At 65.0% G+C, this 21,779-nt stretch carries 13 protein-coding genes; all 13 read left to right on the forward strand.

Annotated features, from left to right (window positions below):
- Nucleotides 1–295: 295 nt before the first annotated feature.
- The 13 genes from ACH4ZX_RS08740 to ACH4ZX_RS08800 all read left to right on the forward strand — a co-directional run bounded on the left by ACH4ZX_RS08740 (nucleotide 296) and on the right by ACH4ZX_RS08800 (nucleotide 20,798).
- Entirely contained in the window at nucleotides 296–733 is a 438-nt protein-coding gene (locus ACH4ZX_RS08740; protein WP_398269622.1) for a hypothetical protein, read from the forward strand.
- A 347-nt stretch (nucleotides 734–1,080) separates the two neighbouring features.
- The gene (locus ACH4ZX_RS08745) at nucleotides 1,081–1,890 is read left to right on the forward strand and encodes an LppX_LprAFG lipoprotein (RefSeq protein WP_398269625.1); all 810 of its coding nucleotides are present in this window, start codon (nucleotides 1,081–1,083) and stop codon (nucleotides 1,888–1,890) included.
- A gap of 214 nt (nucleotides 1,891–2,104) precedes the next feature.
- Nucleotides 2,105–3,595, forward strand: a complete 1,491-nt coding sequence (locus ACH4ZX_RS08750; RefSeq protein WP_398269628.1) for a cytochrome b5 domain-containing protein — start codon at nucleotides 2,105–2,107, stop codon at nucleotides 3,593–3,595.
- Between the two features lie 97 nt (nucleotides 3,596–3,692).
- A complete protein-coding gene (locus ACH4ZX_RS08755) occupies nucleotides 3,693–4,898 on the forward strand; it encodes a type III polyketide synthase (RefSeq protein ID WP_398269631.1) in 1,206 nt (401 codons plus the stop codon).
- Between the two features lie 46 nt (nucleotides 4,899–4,944).
- The gene (locus ACH4ZX_RS08760; protein ID WP_398269634.1) at nucleotides 4,945–6,837 is read left to right on the forward strand and encodes an ATP-binding cassette domain-containing protein; all 1,893 of its coding nucleotides are present in this window, start codon (nucleotides 4,945–4,947) and stop codon (nucleotides 6,835–6,837) included.
- A gap of 387 nt (nucleotides 6,838–7,224) precedes the next feature.
- Nucleotides 7,225–9,903: a LuxR C-terminal-related transcriptional regulator gene (locus tag ACH4ZX_RS08765; protein ID WP_398269637.1), complete on the forward strand. Its 2,679-nt coding sequence runs from the start codon at nucleotides 7,225–7,227 to the stop codon at nucleotides 9,901–9,903.
- A gap of 648 nt (nucleotides 9,904–10,551) precedes the next feature.
- Entirely contained in the window at nucleotides 10,552–10,992 is a 441-nt protein-coding gene (locus tag ACH4ZX_RS08770) for a very short patch repair endonuclease (RefSeq protein ID WP_398269682.1), read from the forward strand.
- A 156-nt stretch (nucleotides 10,993–11,148) separates the two neighbouring features.
- Nucleotides 11,149–13,698, forward strand: coding sequence for a Z1 domain-containing protein (locus ACH4ZX_RS08775; protein ID WP_398269640.1), 2,550 nt, complete (start codon nucleotides 11,149–11,151; stop codon nucleotides 13,696–13,698).
- The gene (locus ACH4ZX_RS08780; RefSeq protein ID WP_398269643.1) at nucleotides 13,695–14,720 is read left to right on the forward strand and encodes a PD-(D/E)XK motif protein; all 1,026 of its coding nucleotides are present in this window, start codon (nucleotides 13,695–13,697) and stop codon (nucleotides 14,718–14,720) included. Before ACH4ZX_RS08775 ends, ACH4ZX_RS08780 begins: the two co-directional genes overlap by 4 nt.
- Nucleotides 14,717–16,708 carry a hypothetical protein gene (locus ACH4ZX_RS08785; RefSeq protein WP_398269646.1) on the forward strand — a complete coding sequence of 664 codons (1,992 nt, stop codon included), beginning with the start codon at nucleotides 14,717–14,719 and terminating at the stop codon, nucleotides 16,706–16,708. Before ACH4ZX_RS08780 ends, ACH4ZX_RS08785 begins: the two co-directional genes overlap by 4 nt.
- Before the next feature lie 41 nt (nucleotides 16,709–16,749).
- Nucleotides 16,750–17,601: a hypothetical protein gene (locus ACH4ZX_RS08790; RefSeq protein ID WP_398269649.1), complete on the forward strand. Its 852-nt coding sequence runs from the start codon at nucleotides 16,750–16,752 to the stop codon at nucleotides 17,599–17,601.
- Nucleotides 17,601–19,442: a DUF6339 family protein gene (locus ACH4ZX_RS08795; RefSeq protein WP_398269652.1), complete on the forward strand. Its 1,842-nt coding sequence runs from the start codon at nucleotides 17,601–17,603 to the stop codon at nucleotides 19,440–19,442. Before ACH4ZX_RS08790 ends, ACH4ZX_RS08795 begins: the two co-directional genes overlap by 1 nt.
- Before the next feature lie 9 nt (nucleotides 19,443–19,451).
- Nucleotides 19,452–20,798: a DNA cytosine methyltransferase gene (locus ACH4ZX_RS08800; protein ID WP_398269655.1), complete on the forward strand. Its 1,347-nt coding sequence runs from the start codon at nucleotides 19,452–19,454 to the stop codon at nucleotides 20,796–20,798.
- The last annotated feature ends 981 nt before the right edge of the window (nucleotides 20,799–21,779 follow it).

Below are 21,779 nucleotides of genomic sequence, written 5' to 3' on the forward strand. Positions count from 1 at the left end.
GCGAACTCCTGTCACGGCAACGGATTCGGCGTGGACGTGATCAACAACAGTCACACGGACCCGTCGTGGGCCGACGCCCACCCCTACGCCCACGCCTACGCCTACGCCCACGCCGACCCCGACCCCGACGCCCACGCCGACGCCGACCCCCACCCCCACCCCCACCCCGCCGAATCACAGCACCACCATCACCGAGACCAGAACCGCACCTCAGGGCGAGCAGACGACGTTCTACTTCACATGCCCCTCCGGGACGTATCTCTCCGGGCAGCCTTCCTTCAATGGAACCTCGAGCATGGAGTTCAAGAACTACGGGGTGCTGAGCGACGACATGTTCGGCGTGGACGTGATCAACTGGTCCAATTCCGCGGAATTCACCGTCACCTACACCTGCGTACTCAGCAATCCGCCGACGTCTCCAGGGCACCAGCCGGGGGGATGGAACATCGGAACGGAAAGGGTGCTGACCGGCACGTATCATGTGGCGGAGACGAACAGGGAATCTCAGATCCATATCGAGTGCCCCGCCGATCACCCGGATTTCCTCCGGTCGAGGATCATCGGCAGAAACGACGAGACCGGTGAAACAATCCTCACGACAAGTGGCACCAATCCGGAGACCACGATGGACGTCGTACCCAACGCGACCGGTGTCGACATCTTCGTGCACAACCCGACAGAACTGGGCCCGTACACGATAGAGGGAAGCCTCTGGTGCGGCTTCGGCAAGTGACAAAACGGGCGAGATGACAGAAAAGCCGCAAGCCGTCGGCCCACCCCCGGTCCGGCTCCTTCCCCGCGGCCGGCGCAGCCCCAGGGTCGTCGCAGAAATTGAGTAACAAGTACTCAGTGCAGAGCACACCCCTTGGCCGAAAAGTCAAGTACTGTCTGCATCCGTACGGATCAGCTACGCAGACCACCTGAATCAGTGATTTGGTGACCACTGATCAGATGACGGCTTCACAAGGTCTGGCGAGCTTCCTGGTCACGCGTCGTACCGATGCGTGAGATGCGTATGCCGCAGCCAGGTAGCGGCTCTTCCTACTCAATGACGTAATCAAAGATCCTCGGGGGACTGTCATGGCTGATGGCATATCCAGCACGCTCGCTGCCAAGCGCAGACGGCTGGGCCTGGTAACGATCACGCTGGCGGCGACTGCGTCCGCGGCGGTGCTGACCGGCTGTACGAGCAGCGACGACAAGGGCGCGAGCCCCTCGAAGCCCAGTGCTCTGCCGGACGCCTCCCGCATTGTCGCGGAGAGCGCGCGCACCACCCAGACCCTGCACGACGTGCACCTGAACCTGGCTGTCGCCGACATCCCGAACCTGCCGGTGGAGAAGGTCAACGCCGACGTCACCAACAAGGTGAAGGGCCAGGGGCAGGCGGCCGGCGAGGCCCGGGTGCGCACCAGCAAGCAGGCCGACTTCACCGACACCAAGTTCGTCGTCTCGAACAAGACCCTGTACGCCGGCGACGGTTCCGCGTACCAGCCGGTCGGGCCGGCGGAGAAGGTCTACGACCCGGGTGTCATCCTCGACAAGGACAAGGGCATCGCCAATGTGATCGCCCAGATCAAGAACCCCAAGTCGGAAGCCCGGGAGACGGTCGACGGCGTCGACACGGTGAAGATCAGCGGCACCGTGGACGCCTCGGTGATCGACTTCATCGTCCCCCAGTCCGGCAAGAAGGGCGGGCCCCTCCCGATCACCGTCTGGATCAAGGACGTCCCTCCGCCGAGCGGTTCGGGCAAGGCCTCTCCTCCCGACAAGGGCTCTCCGGACAAGGCGCCGAACCTGGTCAAGGCCGTGGTGAAGCAGGGAGACGGAACCATCACGGTGATGCTGTCCAAGTGGGGCACCCCGGTTTCCATCCCCAACCCGGCCGCCTAGCGAGCGGATGCCGGCCCGGGGACGCGGAATGGCGGCGACGCCTGTCAGACCGCGCCCCGGGCCGCTTTCGTTTTCAGGTTCCGAGACTGCCGGAGCAGCACATTGTTCTACGCACGCAGACACGCGAATCACTTTCCGGCGGGCCCCACGTACCGCTTGAACGCAGGAAAACCAACCGGTGCACTGATTGCGAGATCAGGCGGGGAGGAATGCAATGACGACAACTGACCGCCCAGAGGCCGAGCCGACCGGCCGGCCGGAGGCCGAGCCGGAGGAGTTCCGCCGGCCTCCTCACCCGGACGGCCCGCCGCCGATCTCCAACGTCTGGGTCTACGACGGAAAAGCCTACGACCTGAGTGAATGGATTTCCAAGCACCCGGGCGGCGAATTCTTCATCGGACGCACGAAGAACCGCGACATCACCGCCATCGTCGGTTCTTACCACAAGAACCCCGAGGCCGTCGCGAGAATGCTCGAACGCTACTCGCTGGGCCGTGAGGCGCTGCCGGAGGACATCCATCCGAAGGCCAACGCCCCGGCATTCCTCTTCAGCGAGGACTTCGACAGCTGGCGCGACACCCCGAAGTACCGCTTCGACAACAAGGACGACCTCCTCCACAAGGTGAAGGCCCGGCTCAAGCAGCGCGAGATGGCCGCTCGCATCAGGCGGATGGACCGCTACTTCAACATCACGGTAGCGATACTGGCCGTCCTGTACTTCGCCGTTCAGGGCCTGCGCCTGTTCGAACGGAGCTGGATGCCGCTGCCGGTGTTCGTGATCGCCATGGTGCTGCTGCGCAGCGCGATGGCCGGTTTCGGCCACTACGCGATCCACCGTGCCCAGAAGGGCATGAACAAGATCTACGTGAATGCGTTCGACCTCAACTACGTCGCTCTGTCGTTCGTGACCGCGGACGGCCACGCACTGCTGCACCACCCGTTCACACAGAGCGAAGTGGACATCAAGAAGAACGTCTTCACCATGATGATGCGGGTGCCACGGCTGTTCCGCATTCCGCTGCACACTGTACACAAGTTCGGTCACACGATGACCGGCATGATCATCCGGCTTCTCGATGTCTGCCGGCTCACCCGCAAGGTGGGCGTCAAGGACATGTACGGGACGTGGGGCGGAGCGCTGCCGCACTTCATCGGTTCGTTCGGCGTGCGTTTCCTGCTGGTGGGCGAGTTCGTCCTGTTCGCCCTGATGGGGGATCTCTGGGCCTGGGTGCTCCAGTTCCTGATCACCATGTGGATCAGCACGTTCCTCGTGGTCGCCAGCCATGACTTCGAGCTCGAGACCGAGGAACTGGTCCACAACACCGAGGACTGGGCCGTCGACCAGATGGAGCAGGCCTACGACCTCAAAGTCGTCGGGAACCGCTATGTCGACTGCTTCCTGTCGGCCGGCCTCAGCTCGCATCGCGTGCACCACGTGCTGCCGTATCAGCGCAGCGGCTTCGCGAACATCGTCACCGAGGACGTACTGCGTGAGGAGGCGGCGAAGTTCGGGGTCGAATGGATACCGGCCAAGAGCTTCTTCACCGACCGTTTCCCCAAGCAGATCAACACCTATCTGCTCTCCCCCTCGGACGATGCCGTGGAGAAGGACTGGGGATTCTGGCGCGAGCACTTCTCGCCGGCTGCCCTGAAGCAGTGTGTCGTATACGCGGCGCAGGGGTTCACCGGAATCGGCACCGTCTGAGGCTGTCACTCAAAGAAACTTCACTGGCGATCGAGCTCGACCGCGCCTCATCGGCGCTCGCCCGATCTGCCGTTCATTCCATGCAGAGGAGAAATCCGTGACTATCACCATCGGTGACGGCTTCACGTCTTCTGAAACAGCGGCCGGCATCGCCGGACGCGTCCCCGGCCACGACCCGATCGGAGGTGCGCTGCCGCCGGCTCCGCTGACCACCGTGGGCGTGATCGAGAGCATCGCGACCGGCTCGCCGGACCGCGACTTCGAGCAGGCCGAGGTCGCCGAGCAGGTGGCCGCGCTCTTCTCGGAGCCCGCGCAGCGACGCCGTATCCCGCGGCTGTACCGCAGGACCAGGATCACCTCGCGTCACCTGGCGATCGATCCCCTGGACCCCGACTTCCTCAAGTTCAGCAAGGAAGTCGGCACCATCCGGGACCGCATGAACCTCTTCTACCGTCATGCGGTGCCGCTCGCCGTCGACGTGGCCGGCCGCGCCGTCGCGTCTCTGGAGGACCCGGCGTCGGACATCGGCATGCTGGTCTTCGTCACGAGCACCGGATTCATCGCGCCCGGCGTCGACGTCGCCCTCATCAAGCAGCTGGGGCTGTCCCCGGCGGTGAACCGGGTGGTCGTGAACTTCATGGGCTGCGCCGCGGCCATGAACGGCATGCGCACCGCGGTGGACTACGTTCGCGCCCACCCGGACAAGAAGGCCCTGGTGGTGTGCCTCGAACTCAGTTCGGTGAACGCCGTCTTCGACGACGACGTCAACGACGTGATCACCCACAGCCTGTTCGGCGACGGGTGCGGCGCGGTCGTCATCGGTGCCGGCCAGGTGCACCAGCCGCTGGCGCCCGGCAAGGTCGTCATCCGCGACACCTTCAGCCACCTCTTCGACGGCGCGGAGGACGGCATCGTGCTCGGCGTCAACCACGACGGCATAACGTGCGAGCTGTCGCCGGACCTCCCCCAGTACATCTACCAGGGCGTGGACCCGGTGGTGTCGGCGGTGCTGGAGCGGAACGGACTGGACAAGTCCGACGTCGATCTCTGGGCGATCCACCCGGGCGGACCGAGGATCATCGAGGAATCGGCGCGCTCACTGGGCATTCCCGAGGAGCGGGCGGCATCGAGCTGGGACCTGCTCGCCCGGCACGGAAACATGCTCAGCGTATCGCTCGTCTTCGTACTGGAGCAGATGATCTCCCAGGCCGAGCCGGACCAGCAGATCTCGACCGGTGTGGCATTTTCCTTCGCGCCCGGCGTCACCCTCGAAGGCATCGTCTTCGACATCGTCCGGCAGTGAGCGCCGAATCCCGGCCTGATCGCGGCCTACGAAAAGAGCGGTAACCATGCAACTCATCAGGTACCTCATCTCGATATCCAGGATGCGGATCGCTGCCGTCATCGCCGCCGGCCTGGTCTGCGGTGCGGCGAACACCTATCTGGTGATGCTCATCCGGGGCGTCGTGTCACCGGAACCGCATCCGGGCGTGACGGTCCACAGCTTCGCCCTGACCGGGCTCGTCATCCTGGCCGGCGGTGTCCTGTCGCAGATTCTGCTGATCCGTCTGGCCCAGGACGCCATCTACCGGCTGCGGACCGACCTGAGCGCGGGCATCGTCTCGGCCCCGCTCGAGCATCTCGAACGGCTGGGCACGCACCGCCTGATGGCAACGCTGACCGAGGACGTCCGCTCACTGTCGCAGGCGGCCACGGCCATTCCGAGCATCTGCATCGACGCGGCCACCATCATCGGGTGCTTCGCGTTCCTGGCAGCCGTCTCCGGGGTCGTCTTCGCGGTGACGGTGGCGGCCACGCTGCTCGGCATCGCCTGCGTCGAAGTCATCCTCAAGCGCGTACGGCGCATCTACCGGGAGGCACGGGAGCACGAGGACGCGCTGCTGCGTTCCTACCAGGCCGTGTCGCTGGGCATCAAGGAACTCAAGCTGCACCGCATCCGGCGCCGGGACTTCATGACCCGTCATCTGCTCGGATCGGCCGACACCCTGCGTGAGCAGAACGTCCGAGCCGGCTCGAAGTTCTCGGTGGCCCAGGGCTTCGGCCAGATGATGCAGCTGGCGACCATGGCCCTCGTCCTGTTCGTGCTCGCCGAGGCGATGAACTTCGAGCGCGATGTCATGGTCGGGTACGTGCTGGTCACCACCTTCCTCGCGATGCCGATGCAGAACTTCATGCACCGGATCCCGGACCTGCTGCGCGGCGACGTCGCGCTGGCGAAGATCCGCTCCATGAACCTGTCGCTGGAGACCATGCACAACGAGGACAGCCTGCCGTACAGCGACAGGCCGCCGGCGGGCGAGGCGCGGCTGGAACTGGTGGACGTCGGCTACAACTACGCGGCGGAGCCGCCTTCGCCGTTCCCTCCGCCACCCGGAACCCAGCCTCCGCCCCATCTCGCGGGCGGCCAGAAGCCGGGTCCCGGGGGACATCCGCCGAGGGAGCACGCCGGTCATCCCGCGGGGCACCGTGGCGGGCGTCCGCCCGCCCCGGGCTCGGGTCCGGCGTCACCGCCGCCCGACGTCAACGGCCGTCACCGGATCAACCACAGCTTCGGCAACGGCCTGCCCGCCCCCATGGGACCGCCGCCGGGTGACGACGGCTCCGGCTTCCGGCTCGGCCCGCTCAACCTGGTCTTCGAACCCGGCCAGGTCACCTTCGTCGTGGGCGGCAACGGCAGCGGCAAGTCCACGCTGGCCAAGCTGATCACAGGGCTGTACGTGCCGCGCACCGGGCACCTGGCGCTCAACGGTGAGCACATCGCCCACGAGAACATCGAGTGGTTCCGGCAGAACGTGTCGGCGGTGTTCTCGGACTTCCACCTGTTCGAGGACTACCCGGGCTTCAACCAGCCGGATCTCGACGGTGAGGTGCAGCGGTACCTCGAAGAGATGCAGATCGCGCACAAGGTGACGGTGGAGAACGGCCGCCTGTCCACCACCGCGCTGTCACAGGGGCAGCGGAAGCGGCTGGCCCTGCTCACGGCCCTGCTCGAGGACCGGCAGATCTACGTGTTCGACGAGTGGGCCGCCGATCAGGAGCCACGCTTCCGTGAGGTGTTCTACCGGGAGATCCTGGCCGACCTGAAGCAGCGCGGCAAGACGGTCATCGTGATCACGCACGACGACCGCTACTTCGACCTGGCCGACCAGCTCATCAAGCTGGACTTCGGCCGGGTGGCGGCGATCGACCAGCTGCCGCAGCCGACCGTGGCCGCCGACTAGCTGCCGACCGGCGGCCGACCAGCTGCCGACCGGCGGCCGGCGACCAGGACCGGAGCCGGCACACCTCAGCACCGGTCCACCCGCTCGACGACGGCCCGCTCGTCCCCGGGAGAACGTCTCCCGGGGCCGAGCGGGCCCGATCGCATCCCGCGTGGCAGGACCTGCCGATGCCCACGCCCGCCCAATTCAAGATCAACACATCCCGCTGTCGCCTGAACGCACAAGATGCCGTACTTTGAGGCGTTTGATCCAGTCAGCCGATTCTCGCCACCGTGGCTCATCGACAGCCCGGAGGCGGGGGTCTGCAGGGGGCGTAGGGGTGGACATGGAGAGATTGGGCCACGGCGGGTGGCAGCCGCGGGCGCGAGCGTCATTCGGAGGCCGCGTGTGAACGCGCGGATGAGCGCCTCGCGCTGGCCGATGGTCGGCAGGGACGAGGACATGGCGCTGTTCACCCGGGCCTGGGCGGACCGGTCGTGCCAAGGGGTCGTGGTGTGCGGTCCGGCCGGCGTCGGCAAGACACGGCTCGCCGAGGAGTGCCTGGCGCATGCCGTCGCTTCGGGTTCCAAAGCGCTGCGGGCGACCGCGTCGGCAGCCGCCGCGACGGTGCCGCTGGGGGCGATCGCTCACCTTCTGCCGGCCGATGTGGACCTGTCCGACCCGGTACGGGGCTTCGACCAGGTCGCCGCCGCGTTGGCCGGGCCGCGAGGGCACAGGTGGGCGGTGTTCATCGATGATCTGCATCTCCTGGACGCGACCTCGGCCGTTCTGCTCCGCCAGCTGCTGGATGCCCGCGTCATACGCTTGATCGGCACGGTGCGCACCGGAGAGCCGGCAAGTGACGCGGTGGTCGCCCTGACCGGTCCGGAAGCGGTGTGGCGCATGGACCTGGGCGAGTTGAGCGAGGAACAGACCGACCAGCTGCTGCGCCAGGTGCTCGGCGGCCCGACCGGCCACCGCACGCTGAAGCATCTGCACACCGTCTCGCAGGGCAACGTGCTCTACCTGCGCGAGCTGGTCATGGGTGCGCTGCGAGCCGGGACGCTGACTCGCCGTGGCATGGTCTGGGAACTGACCATGGACCTGCTCACCAGCACCCCCAAACTCACGGAGCTGATCAAAGCCCGCCTCCTGGCCGGAGGTCCGGCAGCGCTTCCGATCCTGGAGCTGCTGGCTCTGTGCGAACCGCTGCCGCTCGCCGACGCGCAGGCGACCGTGTCTCTGGACGTACTGACCGACCTCGAGGGCGCCGGGCTGATCCGGGTCACCACGAGCCGACGCCGCACGACCGTGCAACTGGCCCACCCCCTCTACGGAGAGGTGCTTCGCGCCGGCATCCCCTCCCTCCGCCGCCGGACCCTGCTTCAGCACCAGTCCGAGCGCACGCTGGCTCATGGCGCACGCCGGCGTGACGACGCGCTGCACCTGGCCACCTGGCAGCTCACCGCCACCGGCACCGCCGAACCGGGCCTGCTGAGCCAGGCTGCCGCCCTCGCCCGGCACGCGCATGACTACAGGCAGGTCGTCACCCTGCTCGAGGCCCTGCCCGAGACCCACCACACGACCGCCACCCGCCTGCTCCTCGGTGAAGCCCATTCGAGTCTTCATCAGTTCGAGGAGGCGGAAACAGTTCTCGCGAGAGCGTGCGAGGCCGCGGAGAACGAAGCGGAACGCGTCGTCACCGTCCGCGCGAGAGCTCTGACCCTTCTCCTGCACGGCCGCACGAGCGAAGCCCTGAGCGTGAACGACTGGGGCAAGGACCACATGGGCAGCACCATCGGCAAAAAAGCCATCCAGGCAAACGAAGGATACATACGCTGCCTTACCGGGGAACCGGTCCTCGGCCTGGGCCTGCTGGACGCGATGGCGGACCTCGAAGCGGCGATCGACTCCGAGCACATACTCGACGTATGGCTTGTGAGCGCGCTCTGCAAGAGCCTCGCCATGGCCTTCACCGGCCGGGCGGCCGACGCCGCGGAATTCGCCACGAAGGCATACGCCACCCACCTCCGCATGGACCAGAAGGCATTGTTCCAGCACCCTTCCGCCCAGCTTCACGGCCTCACGGTGACCTTGACGGAGACAGGGGAGCTCGAACAGGCACGGACAACCGGCCGGGACGCGATTTCACAGGCGGTCGCCGCCGGATCGCCCGCCAATTACCTCTGGGCGAGTTTCTTCACGTGCCGCACCGAATTCATCGCCGGTCACCTGAGTGAGGCACGCGATCTCTGCGCGGAGGCCGCTTCGGAGGCCCACTCTCAGAATGTCGCCTTCGCGACCCGCCTCATGGACTCGGTCCTCGCGGCAACCCACGCGCAGATGGGCGACATCGAGACCGCCGAAGCCATCGTCGCCGAGAGCCTGGCCCACCCGATGAGTGGCCTGTTCAGAGGCGAGGAGCGGCTGGGCGAGGCCTGGCTCCACGCCGCCCGAGGGGACCTGGCCGCGGCCCGGTCGGTGCTGACCGAGGCCGCCTCGAGCGCCCGGCAAGGCGGCCACGTCACGTCGGAGGCACTGCTCCTGACAGACGTGGCCCGGCTCGGCGGCGCCGGAGAAGTCACCGAGCGCCTGGCAGAGCTCGCCGGCACATGTGACGGCGCCCTCGGCCAGGCCCGGGCCCACCTCGCCGCCGCCCTGGCGGCCGACGACCCTGACCGGCTCTTCGCCGCCGCGGAAGAACTCGAAGCCCTGGGGGCGGACCTGCTGGCAGCGGAAGCCGCGACCGCGGCCGCCACCGCGTGGCTACGGACAGGAGAAACCAGACGCGCCGCCAACGCGACGACGCGGGCCACGATCTGCGCGAGACGCTGCCCTGGCGCCAGAACACCGCTGCTGGCCGCAGCGGAGACCACCGCACCCCTCACCACGCGTGAACGAGAAATAGCCCTGCTCGCCGCAGGCGGCGCCTCCAGCAACGACATCGCCGCCGCGCTTCACCTCTCGCCCCGGACCGTCAGCAACCACCTGCAACGCGCCTACGGCAAGCTCGGCGTCACCAACCGCCGAGACCTGGCCGACATACTCCGCCGCACCGTCGGCGACCTCCACGCCCACGTCGAATGAGGCGGCCCTGTAGTCCCCTGACGGCCGGCACAGCGGGTGGCTGAGGCACGGAGCATCGACTTCCATCGTTCCAGCGCCGATCACGGCTTGGGCTGCTCGTACGACGAGCCGGGCCAGCGCCATCCCGCCGGGGGAAGGATCCGGTGGCCGCACAGGAACCATGCGCCGTGCGGCCACCGCCCGCACCGCAGTGCCGTGAACGCGCCGCACCTCAGGCCCCGTACGGCATTGCGCACTGCGGGTGTCGCGCTGCTCCTTCCCCTGGCAGGTGACGACAGCCGAGGCGCCGCTCGCGACGGAGTGGCCGCTACTTCGGGCATCATGGCGGCTTTCATCGGCTTCGGCCGTCAACTCGCCCCACACCGCGGCCAGGCCGCTTCTCAGATCGTCAGGTCCAGCGGCAGATCCCTGGGGCCCGCCCAACCTGGGCATCGTTACCGGCACGATCCCTTTACGAGAGGCTTCGACCCCTACGGCCCGTCTTTCCTCCCCCAGTACGCGACCACCCTGGCAGCCTGGCGGGGGTGCGACGGCCCGGCTTCCGCAAAAGGCGCGGCTTGCTGGTGCGGGTGGCCACCGCCTCAGACACGCCGGCAGAATACTTGCGTGTCTGAGGCTGTCCCGTCCTCCCCATCCGTCTCCGCCCGCATGAGCCGACAAGGCTCCCGTGACACGGCGCCGGAGGTCGCAGTGCGACGCCTGCTGCATGCCTCGGGGCTGCGCTACCGGGTGAATGTGCCTGTACCGGGCATGCCTCGCAGAACCATCGACATCGCCTTCAGCAAAGCGAAGATCGCTGTCTTCCTGGACGGCTGCTTCTGGCACGGCTGCCCCGAACACGCAACGCAGCCGAAGGCGAACGCAGCGTGGTGGCGAGCGAAACTCGACAAGAACATGGCGCGCGATCTTGAGACGACCGAGCACCTCACCGCCGCCGGGTGGACGGTACTGCGTTTCTGGGAGCACGAGTCCGCCACGGACGTGGCTCACCACATTTCCGCATCCTTGACGGCGAAGCGACCACCTCCAGCCGAGGACCCCTTCGACGCGAACCTCACCGAGAGTGGCGACGAGGACAACAAATCGTGACCTTGATTGACTTATCAACGACCACCTCGCCGCCCAATAATGTGTAGACGTTGTGGCAAGTGTGGGGTGCCGACCCGCACTTCAGAGGGCGTGCCTCGATGGCAGCGCTCTACGGGCGGGCGGCGCGACGAGTGAGAGCGGGGGCGGTCCAGTCCTGTGACCGACGAATTCGATGAGATGTACGAGACGTTCAAGGCAATCCTGGACGCCTTTCCCCCGTCGGAGGCTGTGAAGCGGCTGGAGCAGATGGGCGTCCAGCCGGAGGTCATCCAGCAGATCCGCGATCGGCACGAGCAGCAGACGATACGCATCAAGGAACTTGAAGAACCTCATGCAGTCGTCCTGGGCAACCGTGACACTTGGTACACGGGGCCACAGCCCAAGGACAAGTGCTGGCCCGCAATCGAGGACATGCTGCTGAAGGACGGCTGGTCCAAGGACACCGCCATCCGGAACCTGGACGACTCGTCCACTCGTGTCGTCTCGCTTCTGAACCACCCGAAGGAGAAGGCTTTTTCCACGCGAGGTCTGGTAGTCGGCTACGTCCAGTCCGGCAAGACGACCAACTTCACTTCGGTCATGGCCAAGGCCGCCGATCGAGGTTACAAGCTCTTCATTGTTCTTGCAGGCATTCACAACGGCCTTCGCCGGCAGACCCAGGCCCGCCTGGTACAGCAGCTCGTGGAACCCAACCCCTCGCTGTGGTCACAACTCACCGATCTAGACAAGGATTTCACTCCTCAGGCGAATCCAGCTTCTTACTTCGGCAAGAGCAACAAGACGCACGTGCTGTGCGTCGTGAAGAAGAACGCGACCGTCCTGCGTAAGCTCTCCGGGTGGCTGGACAAAGCGTCGGACTATCTGAAGGACTGCCCCGCGCTGATCATCGACGACGAGGCGGACCAGGCCACGGTCGCGACGAAGTCCATAAATCCGCTGATCCTGAACATGATGAAGAGCCTGCCGCGTTCCGCGTACGTGGGATACACGGCATCGCCGTTCGCCAACCTGCTGATCGATCCGAGCGCCGAGGATCTCTATCCGAGGGACTTCGTCGTCAACCTACCGAAGCCGGAAGGACACTTCGGTACAGAGGTTCTCTTCGGACGCTATGCACTGGACGGCGAGGACCCCGATCAGGTCGACGACGGCCACGACATGATCCGATCGGTGCCGGAGGACGACGTTCCATGCGTGCGTCCTGAGACGAAGGCCGACATCGAAGGCTTCGAGCCCGTCATCACAGACACCCTCCGCACAGCGGTCGAGTACTTCTGGCTCGTGACAGCCGCTCGTCGTGTTCGACGTACCGGTAATCCGCACAGCACGATGCTGATACACACGAGTGTCAACACTGCCGTGCACAACAGCTTCGAACGACCGTTGAAGCACCTTCTGAACCGAGCCGCACACGCCCTGAACGACGCCGTCTTCCTTTCCCGGTTGCGTGATCTCTGGGATCAGGAGACGGCACGCGTTCCCGCCGAGGACTTCGGCGAAACGAAGGTGCCGTTCGACGAGCTGGTTGCGGAACTGCCCGGTGTACTCCGCAGTTGCCGAATCATCATGGACAACTCCAGCAGTGAGGCACGTCTCGACTACGAGAACGGCCCAGTCGTGGCGATAGCCGTGGGAGGCAACACCCTCTCGCGAGGACTCACTCTCGAGGGCCTGTCGGTCAGCTATTTCGTGCGTGCAGTCTCCGCGTACGACACCCTCCTCCAGATGGGGCGTTGGTTCGGCTTCCGGAACGGCTACGCCGACCTGCCCCGCATTTGGATGACCGACGAACTTGCCGAGTGGTTCAGGCACTTGGCCACGGTCGAGACGGAAATGCGCCGTGACATCGACATATATATGACCGAGTCCGAGACTCCCCTCACCTTCGCCGTACGTCTGCGCACCCACCCTGCCCTGCGAGTGACTGCTGCTGCCAAGATGCGGGATGCGGTCACAGCCGCCTCCTCGTACGGGGGTCAGCGGGTTCAAACCCACTACTTTCACACCAACGCGGACTGGCTGAGGGGCAATATCACCGCTGCACGCAACCTGGTCACCGCAGCAATCTCGAACGCCGTCAGGATGGAGGACCGCTCGGGGGACGGCCGCTTCATCTTCCGTGATGTGCCGTACGACGTCGTGACCGACTTCCTGACGACCTACAAGTTCCACGAGAAGTCACCCGAAAATGACGCGGACCTGATCAGCGGCTACATACGAAAGCGGGTCGCAGTCGGCTCGTTGCGCCGGTGGAACGTTGCGATCGTAGGCAATCCCGCAGGTGAGCCGTTCTCATTCATCCCCGGCGTGTCCGTCGGGCGCAACATCCGCAGCCGTGTTGCTGTGACCAATCCGACTCCGGACTTCGCCGACATCAAGACCCTCATGAGCCGCCGTGATGCCGCCGTGGACCTGGCGGGAGACATTAGCAAGCTCACCGAAAGCGGCATTATCGAGGAACGGCGCCGCCAACTCCCGGATACGGGACTGCTCGTTCTGTATCCCATCGACAAGACGTCGGAGCCCGGCCCCGGAAAGAAGCTGCGTGCCCCGCTGAATGCGGAGGAGGACGTGATCGGCGTTGGCCTCGTCTTTCCGAAACCGCACGGTGGGGACAGCACGGTGGAGAAGTACATCTCTGCGGACCTGTCGGGTGTTCGATTGGAGGACGAGGACTTCAGCCTCCTCGAAGGTGAAGACGCATGAGCGGCGACAGCCTTCGTAAGGTTGTCGAGGAACACTGGAGTGCACTCGAAGCAGAGCCGCCCAGTGGCGAGCGTCGTCTCCGTGTTTCACAACTTCCGGTGGATACCGAACAAGGTGTCGTGGCGGCAGCGGTCGACCACGACGGGTTCCGTCACCTACTCATACCCGTACGCTCTCATCTGAAAATCCGTTCCGGCCTCGACGGCCCCGTTCTCGACTTGCGCAAGCGCCCCCTGGAGGATGGCGAGACGTACCAGACATACGCTGATCTCGCCTGCTTGCGCTCGGACCTGAACGACCTGTTCACAGAACTGTGCGCGGACATATTGGACGCGACTGGGAAACTGCCGAGCAGTCCGGTCAAGGCGCTCTATCGAGTCCTCGACCGCTGGAAGGCTCTGTTCCAGCCGCAGGGGACTGTGCTTGGTCCCCAACAACTCGCGGGCCTTTTCGGGGAGCTGTTGGTGCTTGACCGCTTCCTGCAGCTCGACTCGAGCGCGCATCGCCTCTGGCGGGGACCGGATGGCCACCACCACGACTTCACCGCCGGAAACCTGGCTGTCGAGGTGAAAACGAGCGCCAGAGGAGAAGGACGAAGACCGCGGGTTCATGGGCTCGACCAACTCGACGCTCCGGAAGGCGGGACCCTCTGCCTGGCCTGGTTCCGCCTGCATCGCGCCAACGGTACTGGTTTCGGTGTCGGCTTCTTGGAAATCCTCGACCAGACCTTGCGGTCCTGTGACGACGAAAGTGCCCTCCTCGGACTTCTCGCTCAGGCCGGCTATCGGTCCGTCGATGCCCATCGGTACCGCGATGTGCGCTTCGTCGTCGATGAGGAACGTTGGTACGAGGTGAACCGCGACTTCCCTACCCTGACGACGCGGACGCTCGGCGCGGCAGGCGTGCCGATCTCCGTTCTCGACGTCGAATACACCATCGATCTCTCCGGTGAGAATCCGCTCCCCATGGCACCGGCCGCTGTGTCCCGAATGATCGATCGCATGATCCAGGAGTCCGCGTGACGGAACCCCGCTGGTTATCCCAGCCCTACCCTCCAGAAGGCGCGAGCGCCGCCGAGGGCATTCGCAACCAGCTGGGACGGCCCGAGCTCGATCTGCTCACCATCCTGGTACGGGAGTCGGCACAGAACAGTTGGGATGCCCGGCTCGAGAAGTCCTCGGTGCCCGTGGACTATCGCATCGACATGTGGACCGTCGGACCAGCCCACGCCGGCGCCTGGCGAGAACTCCTCCTGACTGGCGCCCCCAAGAACGTCGAAGACTTTCCACTCCGCGGCACCCTGAAGCGGGGCCCGATCCGTGTTCTGTCCGTGTCCGATCGCGGGACCCGCGGCCTCGGCGGCCCGACGCGAGCGGACAATGCCGTGGGCCCCGAGCGTGACTTCGTCTCCTTCATACGCAACATCGGGGAACCACGCGACACGGCGCTCGGCGGCGGCACCTACGGCTTCGGCAAGGGGATTTTCTACCTTCTGTCCAAGCCTGGCACGGTTATTGTCCATTCCCGCTGCCGAACCTCTGCGGGGAGGCATGAAACCCGTCTCATCGGCTGCACGCTTTGGAAGAGCTACGTGGCCTCGGAACCCGAAGGCAATCGCCGCTACACAGGAAGACATTGGTGGGGCGACACGTCGGGCGAAGTGGTCGAGCCGTTGGTCGGCGAAGAGGCGGAAGCCGTGGCTCAACGCCTCGGCCTCAAGGCGTTCGGGCCGGAGGAAACCGGAACCACGGTCGTCGTCCTCGATCCAAATCTGGACGACTCCGAGCCTGCGGAGGTAGCCGAGTACCTGAGCGACACCATCGCCTGGCACTTGTGGCCCAAAATGATCTCCACTGCGGGCAAGGCACCTGCCATGTGTTTTTCCGTGACCTACGACGGAGTGCACCAACCGGTACCCGATCCGCGCACGACGCGTCCCCTCAATATGTTCGTCGCCGCATACGAGGCGATGATCGGCCCGGACGGTAGCGACCTGGCATGTCACAAGCCCAAGAAACACCTCGGGCGACTGGGCCTGGTGAAACGGATCATGCCCTCGCTGGAGCCGACGCGTGCCTCCGGCATGCTGAACATCGAGGATCTGATTCATCACGTCTGTCTGATGCGCCCTGCGGAGTTGGTCGTGACGTATCACGCCGGGCCAAAGCCACCGAGCGCGAATCAAGGCTATGCCGGGGTGTTCCGGGCGGACGAAGCCATGGACGAGGTGTACGCCAAGGCCGAGCCGCCCACTCACGACGCCTGGAACCCGCATTCCCTCGACAGGCCGGAGAGCACTTACGTGCAGACGACGTTCCGGCGCATCGGCGAGAGCCTGGAGCACTTGCTCTCCTTGAGCGGCACAGCCCGCCCCGGAGCCAGCAGTGTCGCGCTGGGAGCGGCCAGTTCGCTCTTCTCGGGATTGGTCGGCGGAGCCTGGGGCATCGGTGGGGCCACCGCCTATTCCAAAGCGGGCAGCACCGCCACGACTAGGTCCAGGTCTGCCGACGCCGAGGACGCCGTAACGCACCGGGTCACCGGTGATCGACGTCCCTCGACAAAGTTCACGCACCGTACCGACCTCGACGGCAGACACACCACCGGGGACTTCGGCGACGAAGGCCGACCGGACACAGAAAGACCGGAAGGTACCGCCTTCGACGCTCCGCGTCGTCGTCCCCGAGTGCAATACGTCGGCGACCCCTACTACGACGACCGCGGAGACGCCTCCGTACTGGTGCAGGAGTTCCGACTGCCCGTGGCCGGGCCTCAGCGCGTACGCATTGACCTCGCCGTCACCCTGCCCGGCACAGGCGGGCGAGAGACAGATCCCCCCATCGGGGCCAGCATGCCCGTACTGATCGGCTGGGAGGACGAGACCGGCCGGCTCCATACCTCCGACCCACATGTGGTCGAGGGCGGCGACTCCATCTGGCGGGCCGTGGTACAGCCGGCTCCGGACACCATGACCGAAATCGGCATCAAGGTCGAGGCGGTGAGAACTCTGTGACACGACGCGTACTCCCTTATCGGGCCCCGACTGAGGACGTCGTGACACCGGAGGGCTGGCGCCTGGTGGTCGAGGACGGCGAGGTAGCTCTGCCCGAGGCCTTGCCCGACTGGGACTACCAGATGGACGTGCACGCTCGCAGAACCCTTCGGGTCGACCTCGACCGGGTCCGACAGCAGACAGGGCTGTCGGCGGACGTTTCGCTCATGCTCTCGGTCGTCTGGACTGCCACAGGCTCCAACCTCAGCGGCCCCGCTCAGCATGTACGGCTGTCCGAAGTCGGCACCAGGACAGTCGAGCTCGATGTCCGGTTGCGTGGTGCCGACCTCGGGGGCCTGCTGCTTCTGGACACCGCACTCGTGCTTGCCGAGCGCGTGAACGACGCACGGCCTTCCTCACCAAGACGAGCAGGATCCGTGCTGTGGAGTGACCGCACGACCCTTCGTCTGCAGGGCGACGCTCCACAGTTCCCCATGGCCGTGATCGACTTCGCGCGAACCTCATTCCCGGAGGACGCCGCCTGGCACCTGCAGATCAGCGGAGGCATGGAAAGCGCCACCATGGGTGCACTCCTCCTGCTCGTCAACGAGCAGAACACGGTCACCGCCACCGCGTTTCAGAACGCGGGCAGGCCTCGCCCGGTGGATCGCATCGTTCTCTCCGCGGTGTATGCGGATGCCGCCCGGGTCATGGTGGAGCACGCTCTCACGCACGAGGAGTTCGCCGAGGACGCAGACTTCCCCGAGGGCTCGCTGGGCGCCACGCTACTGAACCTTTTCGACCAACTGTTCCCGGGTCAGTCGATCACCGACATACGCCTGCGTCACAGGCAGTCGCCGGCCCTGTTCTCGTCGGACCTGCAGGCCGCCGTCAAGATCTTCGAGGTGTCATGATGAGCTATCTCTACCCTCGACTACTCGCCGAACAGGCAAGACCCCTCTTCGAGGAGTACCGGCACCTCCCGCCGGCCGACTTGTCCCGGCGCATCGCCCTCACGCACGACTCTGCGGTGTACGTGGCCACGGGGGGCGACCGCGTCTCCTCCAGTCAACTCCGCGACCTACGGGAAGGCGTGCTGGAACTCGCGAAGCATGCCGGTTTCCCGGACGCCTCCGACCGTACGGGCAATGCCGAGTTCGATCTTCGGCTGGCCGCTCTGCTGCACGCCGAGATGGGCATGGTGCCCGCCGAAGCCGCATCACGCGATGTCTGGGCCTTCCTGGCACTCGTAGTCCTTCCCGATGTTGCGTTCTGGCGCTATCCGCAACCGCCCAAGGACCGAGTCCTCGGCACCGACCTCACCCGGCACGTGTTCGGACGTCTATGGTGGCGGGCACAACTCGTTCGAGCACCAGAGGAGCCCGAGCCGTACCGCGCCCTCGAGATCCTCGGTGAGGCTGCTTTCGACCAGATCTACGCACGCCGGGCTGCACTGGGCGGAAGTCCTCACCTGGTGAGGGCGATCCTGCGGGTCTGGAAGGATCTGGATCTGACCGGTCTGAACGAGCGTGAGACCCTTCGCGACTTCCTCAAGCGACTTCTCCGGCTCGCTCCGTTCGTGCTGTTCGACGGAACCGAGGAGCACGCTCTCGACGGCGAGTTGCGTGCAGTCGCCCAGGAGTCGCTGGACGCCCAGCGCCCGAAGTCCTCCACGCCGAAGGCGCCCACAATCCCTTCGTATCCGGTGACTTCGGTCGAGGCACTGGAGCCAAATCCTGTCTCCGAGTCACGCGACGAGCAGTCGTCGCGTCGTCCAAGAACACCACCGACTCCTGTCGAGGTCCGACGATTCAAGTCGCTGGAGATCTGTGCAGGGGCGGGAGGCCAGGCACTCGGCCTCGAACGCGCCGGATTCGACCCTGTACTCCTCATCGACAGCAAGGCGGATGCCTGCTTCTCGATCGACCTCAACCGACCAGCCTGGGACGTCGTGTGCATGGACGTGACCCAATTCAGCCCAAGTATGCGTCCCGACGGCATCGATGTCGATCTCGTCAGTGGCGGGCTGCCACGCGTGAAGTCGTCGGCGACAGTCGGGCGGGCGGAGGACACGGAGGAACGTCGGGTACTACGCGCCGCTATCAGCCTTGCCTGCGACATCAGGCCGAAGGCCGTCCTCTTCGAAAATGTCCCTGATCTGGTCGATGCCCCAGAATTCGCTGCGGACCGCGCTTGGATGGACCACGAGCTGCAGCAGGCCGGCTTCCACACCGCATGGAAGATCCTGAACGCCTCGGACTTCGGTGTCCCCCAAAACCGGAAGAGCGGCTTTCTCGTCGCTCTACGAGATCCATATTTCGGGCATTTTTCATGGCCCATTCCGAATACGGAAGAACCACCCACGGTGGGAGAAGCCCTCGGTCCCTCCATGTCTGCGAACGGTTGGCCGGGCGCCGAACGCTGGATCAAGAACGCCGACCGTATTGCGCCGGCTCTCATCGGTGGCTCCGACCGCAGAGGCGGGGCCGACCTCGGCCCGACGGGCAGTAAGAAGGCGTGGGCTGCGCTCGGAGTCAACGGCAACAGCCTCGGGGACGAGGCTCCTGGAGCCGATTTCCCCGTGGACGAACCGCCCAAGCTGACTGTCGAACAGGCGGCGGCGATCCAGGCCTTCCCAGACGATTGGAAGCTCTTCGGTGGCAAGACCTCCAGGTATCGTCAGGTGGGCCACGCCATGCCACCTCCACTGGCCTACGCAGTTGGTCAGGCCCTCGCAACCGCGCTCCGAAGCTAAGATCGCCCTATGCTCACGCCCCGTTCCACCACCCCCGAACCCATCACGGTCGTCGACCTCTTCAGCGGCTGCGGGGGCTTCACTCAGGGGTTCCACGAGTTCCGCCCCACGGGGGAGCATGGCGCTGGGCCCGTCTTTCACAGCATCGCGGCCGTCGAACACAACCGCGCCGCAGCGGCCACGTACGCTGTGAACTTCGGGGAGCTTCGCAAGGACAGGCGGGTACCGGCGACCCGTGTGCATGTCGGAGACATCGAAGTCTGGGAGCCGACTCCGGAAGCCCTTCACGCGGACGTCGTCGTCGGCGGCCCTCCCTGTCAGGGTTTCTCGGCCTTGAATCGCGCGAAAAAGGGAACCGAGCGAAACCGCCTCTGGGAAGAATACGTGCGAATCGTGGCGGAAATTCGCCCACAGGTATTCGTCATCGAAAACGTGGACCGCTTCCTTAAATCGGATGAGTTCCAGAATCTACTCAATGAGTTGAAGACGGGGGGCAAGCTCGCTGATTACCGACTGGTCGATCCCCCTGGTCATGAGCCCACCGACTCCGAGGAAGAAAAGAACAAGCGCTACCTTCTGAACGCTGCGGACTACGGCGCCGCACAGGCACGCCGCAGAGCCATCGTGATCGGTGTCCGCCGCGACACCGAAAACGGTCGCACGATGACATATCCCATCAAGTCGCACTTCCGCCGCCCGAAAAATGGAACCACTGCGGCAAGTCGAACGATCGCCGGCGTCGACGCGGGAATTACGTACTGGGAAACCGTGGACGACATCTTCCGTGAATCCTCCAAGCGCACACTCGGTAATCTTCCCGATCTCAAGGACTTCGTGCCGGAGTTGGAGGCCGAGCTTCCCGGGATATTCAGCACTGAAAATCTCCACTTCGGTCGTAACCCCGAGACGCTCTCTCTGGCCCGATATGGTGCCATCCCTGCCGGCGGGAACCGTAAGCACCTCAGCGGCGTGTGGTACACCCAAGATGAATTCGGTGAATTCAAGTACTTCGACACACCGACACCTCCCGGCGTGCGGACACCCGTCGACTACCTCTCAACCACCAGTTGGGACAAGCACAACTCCGGAACCGGCGACGTCATGGGCAGACTCCGCCTCGGTGAACCATCGGTGACCATCCGTACCGAGTTCTTCAAGCCCGAGAAGGGACGCTACCTTCACCCGTCAGAAGATCGCCCCATTACACACTTCGAGGCCGCTCGCATCCAAGGGTTCCCCACTGAGTACCGCTGGTGCGGCACGAAGACCGAAATTGCTACCCAGATCGGAAATGCGGTACCGATTCCATTGGGCAAAGCTATAGCGGCAGCAATTCACGCCTACCTCCGTGGCTGACTCAGCCAGTCGTAGATGCCCCGGGTGCTGTCAAGGCACCCTCCACCGCACGACTTACAGCGCCCGGGCGTGCGTGGGGGCAGTCGAGATGTCTCCTTCTACCGGAACACGACCTCCGGCGCGACTCACGATCAGCGCGGCGATGCGGACGAACCCGATCACGCAACGATCCCCAGCAATGGCCCCCTCTGCATTTCGGGCTCTTTGAGTGATATGTGGGGTCATGCTGGGGCGAGTTGGCGTCCTGGTGGTTTCAGACGTTCGCTGCTGAGGCCGGGCAACGCCGCGCGTCACGGATTCTTGCGCTCGTGCCAGCGAGCCAGACCGACTTTGCGCTTGTGAACAGGACCGAGCACGGTACCCTCGTCCCCCTCAAGTGCACTCATTGGAGGACTCGTTGGCAGACGACCAGCCCCAACACGCCGACGCGCGGCCCGCGGCAGCGGGGAGTACGGGTGATGCCGACACGTCCAGGGACGAGAATTCGTCCATATACCTCTTGCGATGGTGGAGGCGATGGCGGGAGTCGAGGACCAACCGAGACGGTGATAGCTCCGTTGAGCCGCGCTGGCCGAATCAGTTGGCCGCGATCGCCGCGGCTGTTGGTCTGATCCTCACCGCATGGGTCGGTTGGGTTGGGGTGCAGGCATCAAGAGAGCAGATCAAGCAGTCGGAGTTGGCCCTAGAGCAAAACGAGCGCGAGCAGGCCAACATGGTGACGGTTTGGCCAAGTCCTCGCAATAGAACCGATCTATTCGTTGCCAACCGATCACTCGATCCAGTCGGCATGTCTCGCATGACGGTTTTTCCTGTTCACGCAACGAAGCGGGGAGAAAAGGAGGGTATACGAAAACAGGTTGACATAACGTTCGACGGCCTCGCACCCCAAGGCTTGCGCAAGTTCCCGGGATCGCCCAACTGGCGTGAGAGTGTCGCTGGTTGGGGTGGATGACAGAGCGGACACGGGATCCGTGATCATTC

The organism is Streptomyces sp. NPDC020490, from assembly GCF_044335305.1.
Lineage (GTDB): Bacteria > Actinomycetota > Actinomycetes > Streptomycetales > Streptomycetaceae > Streptomyces.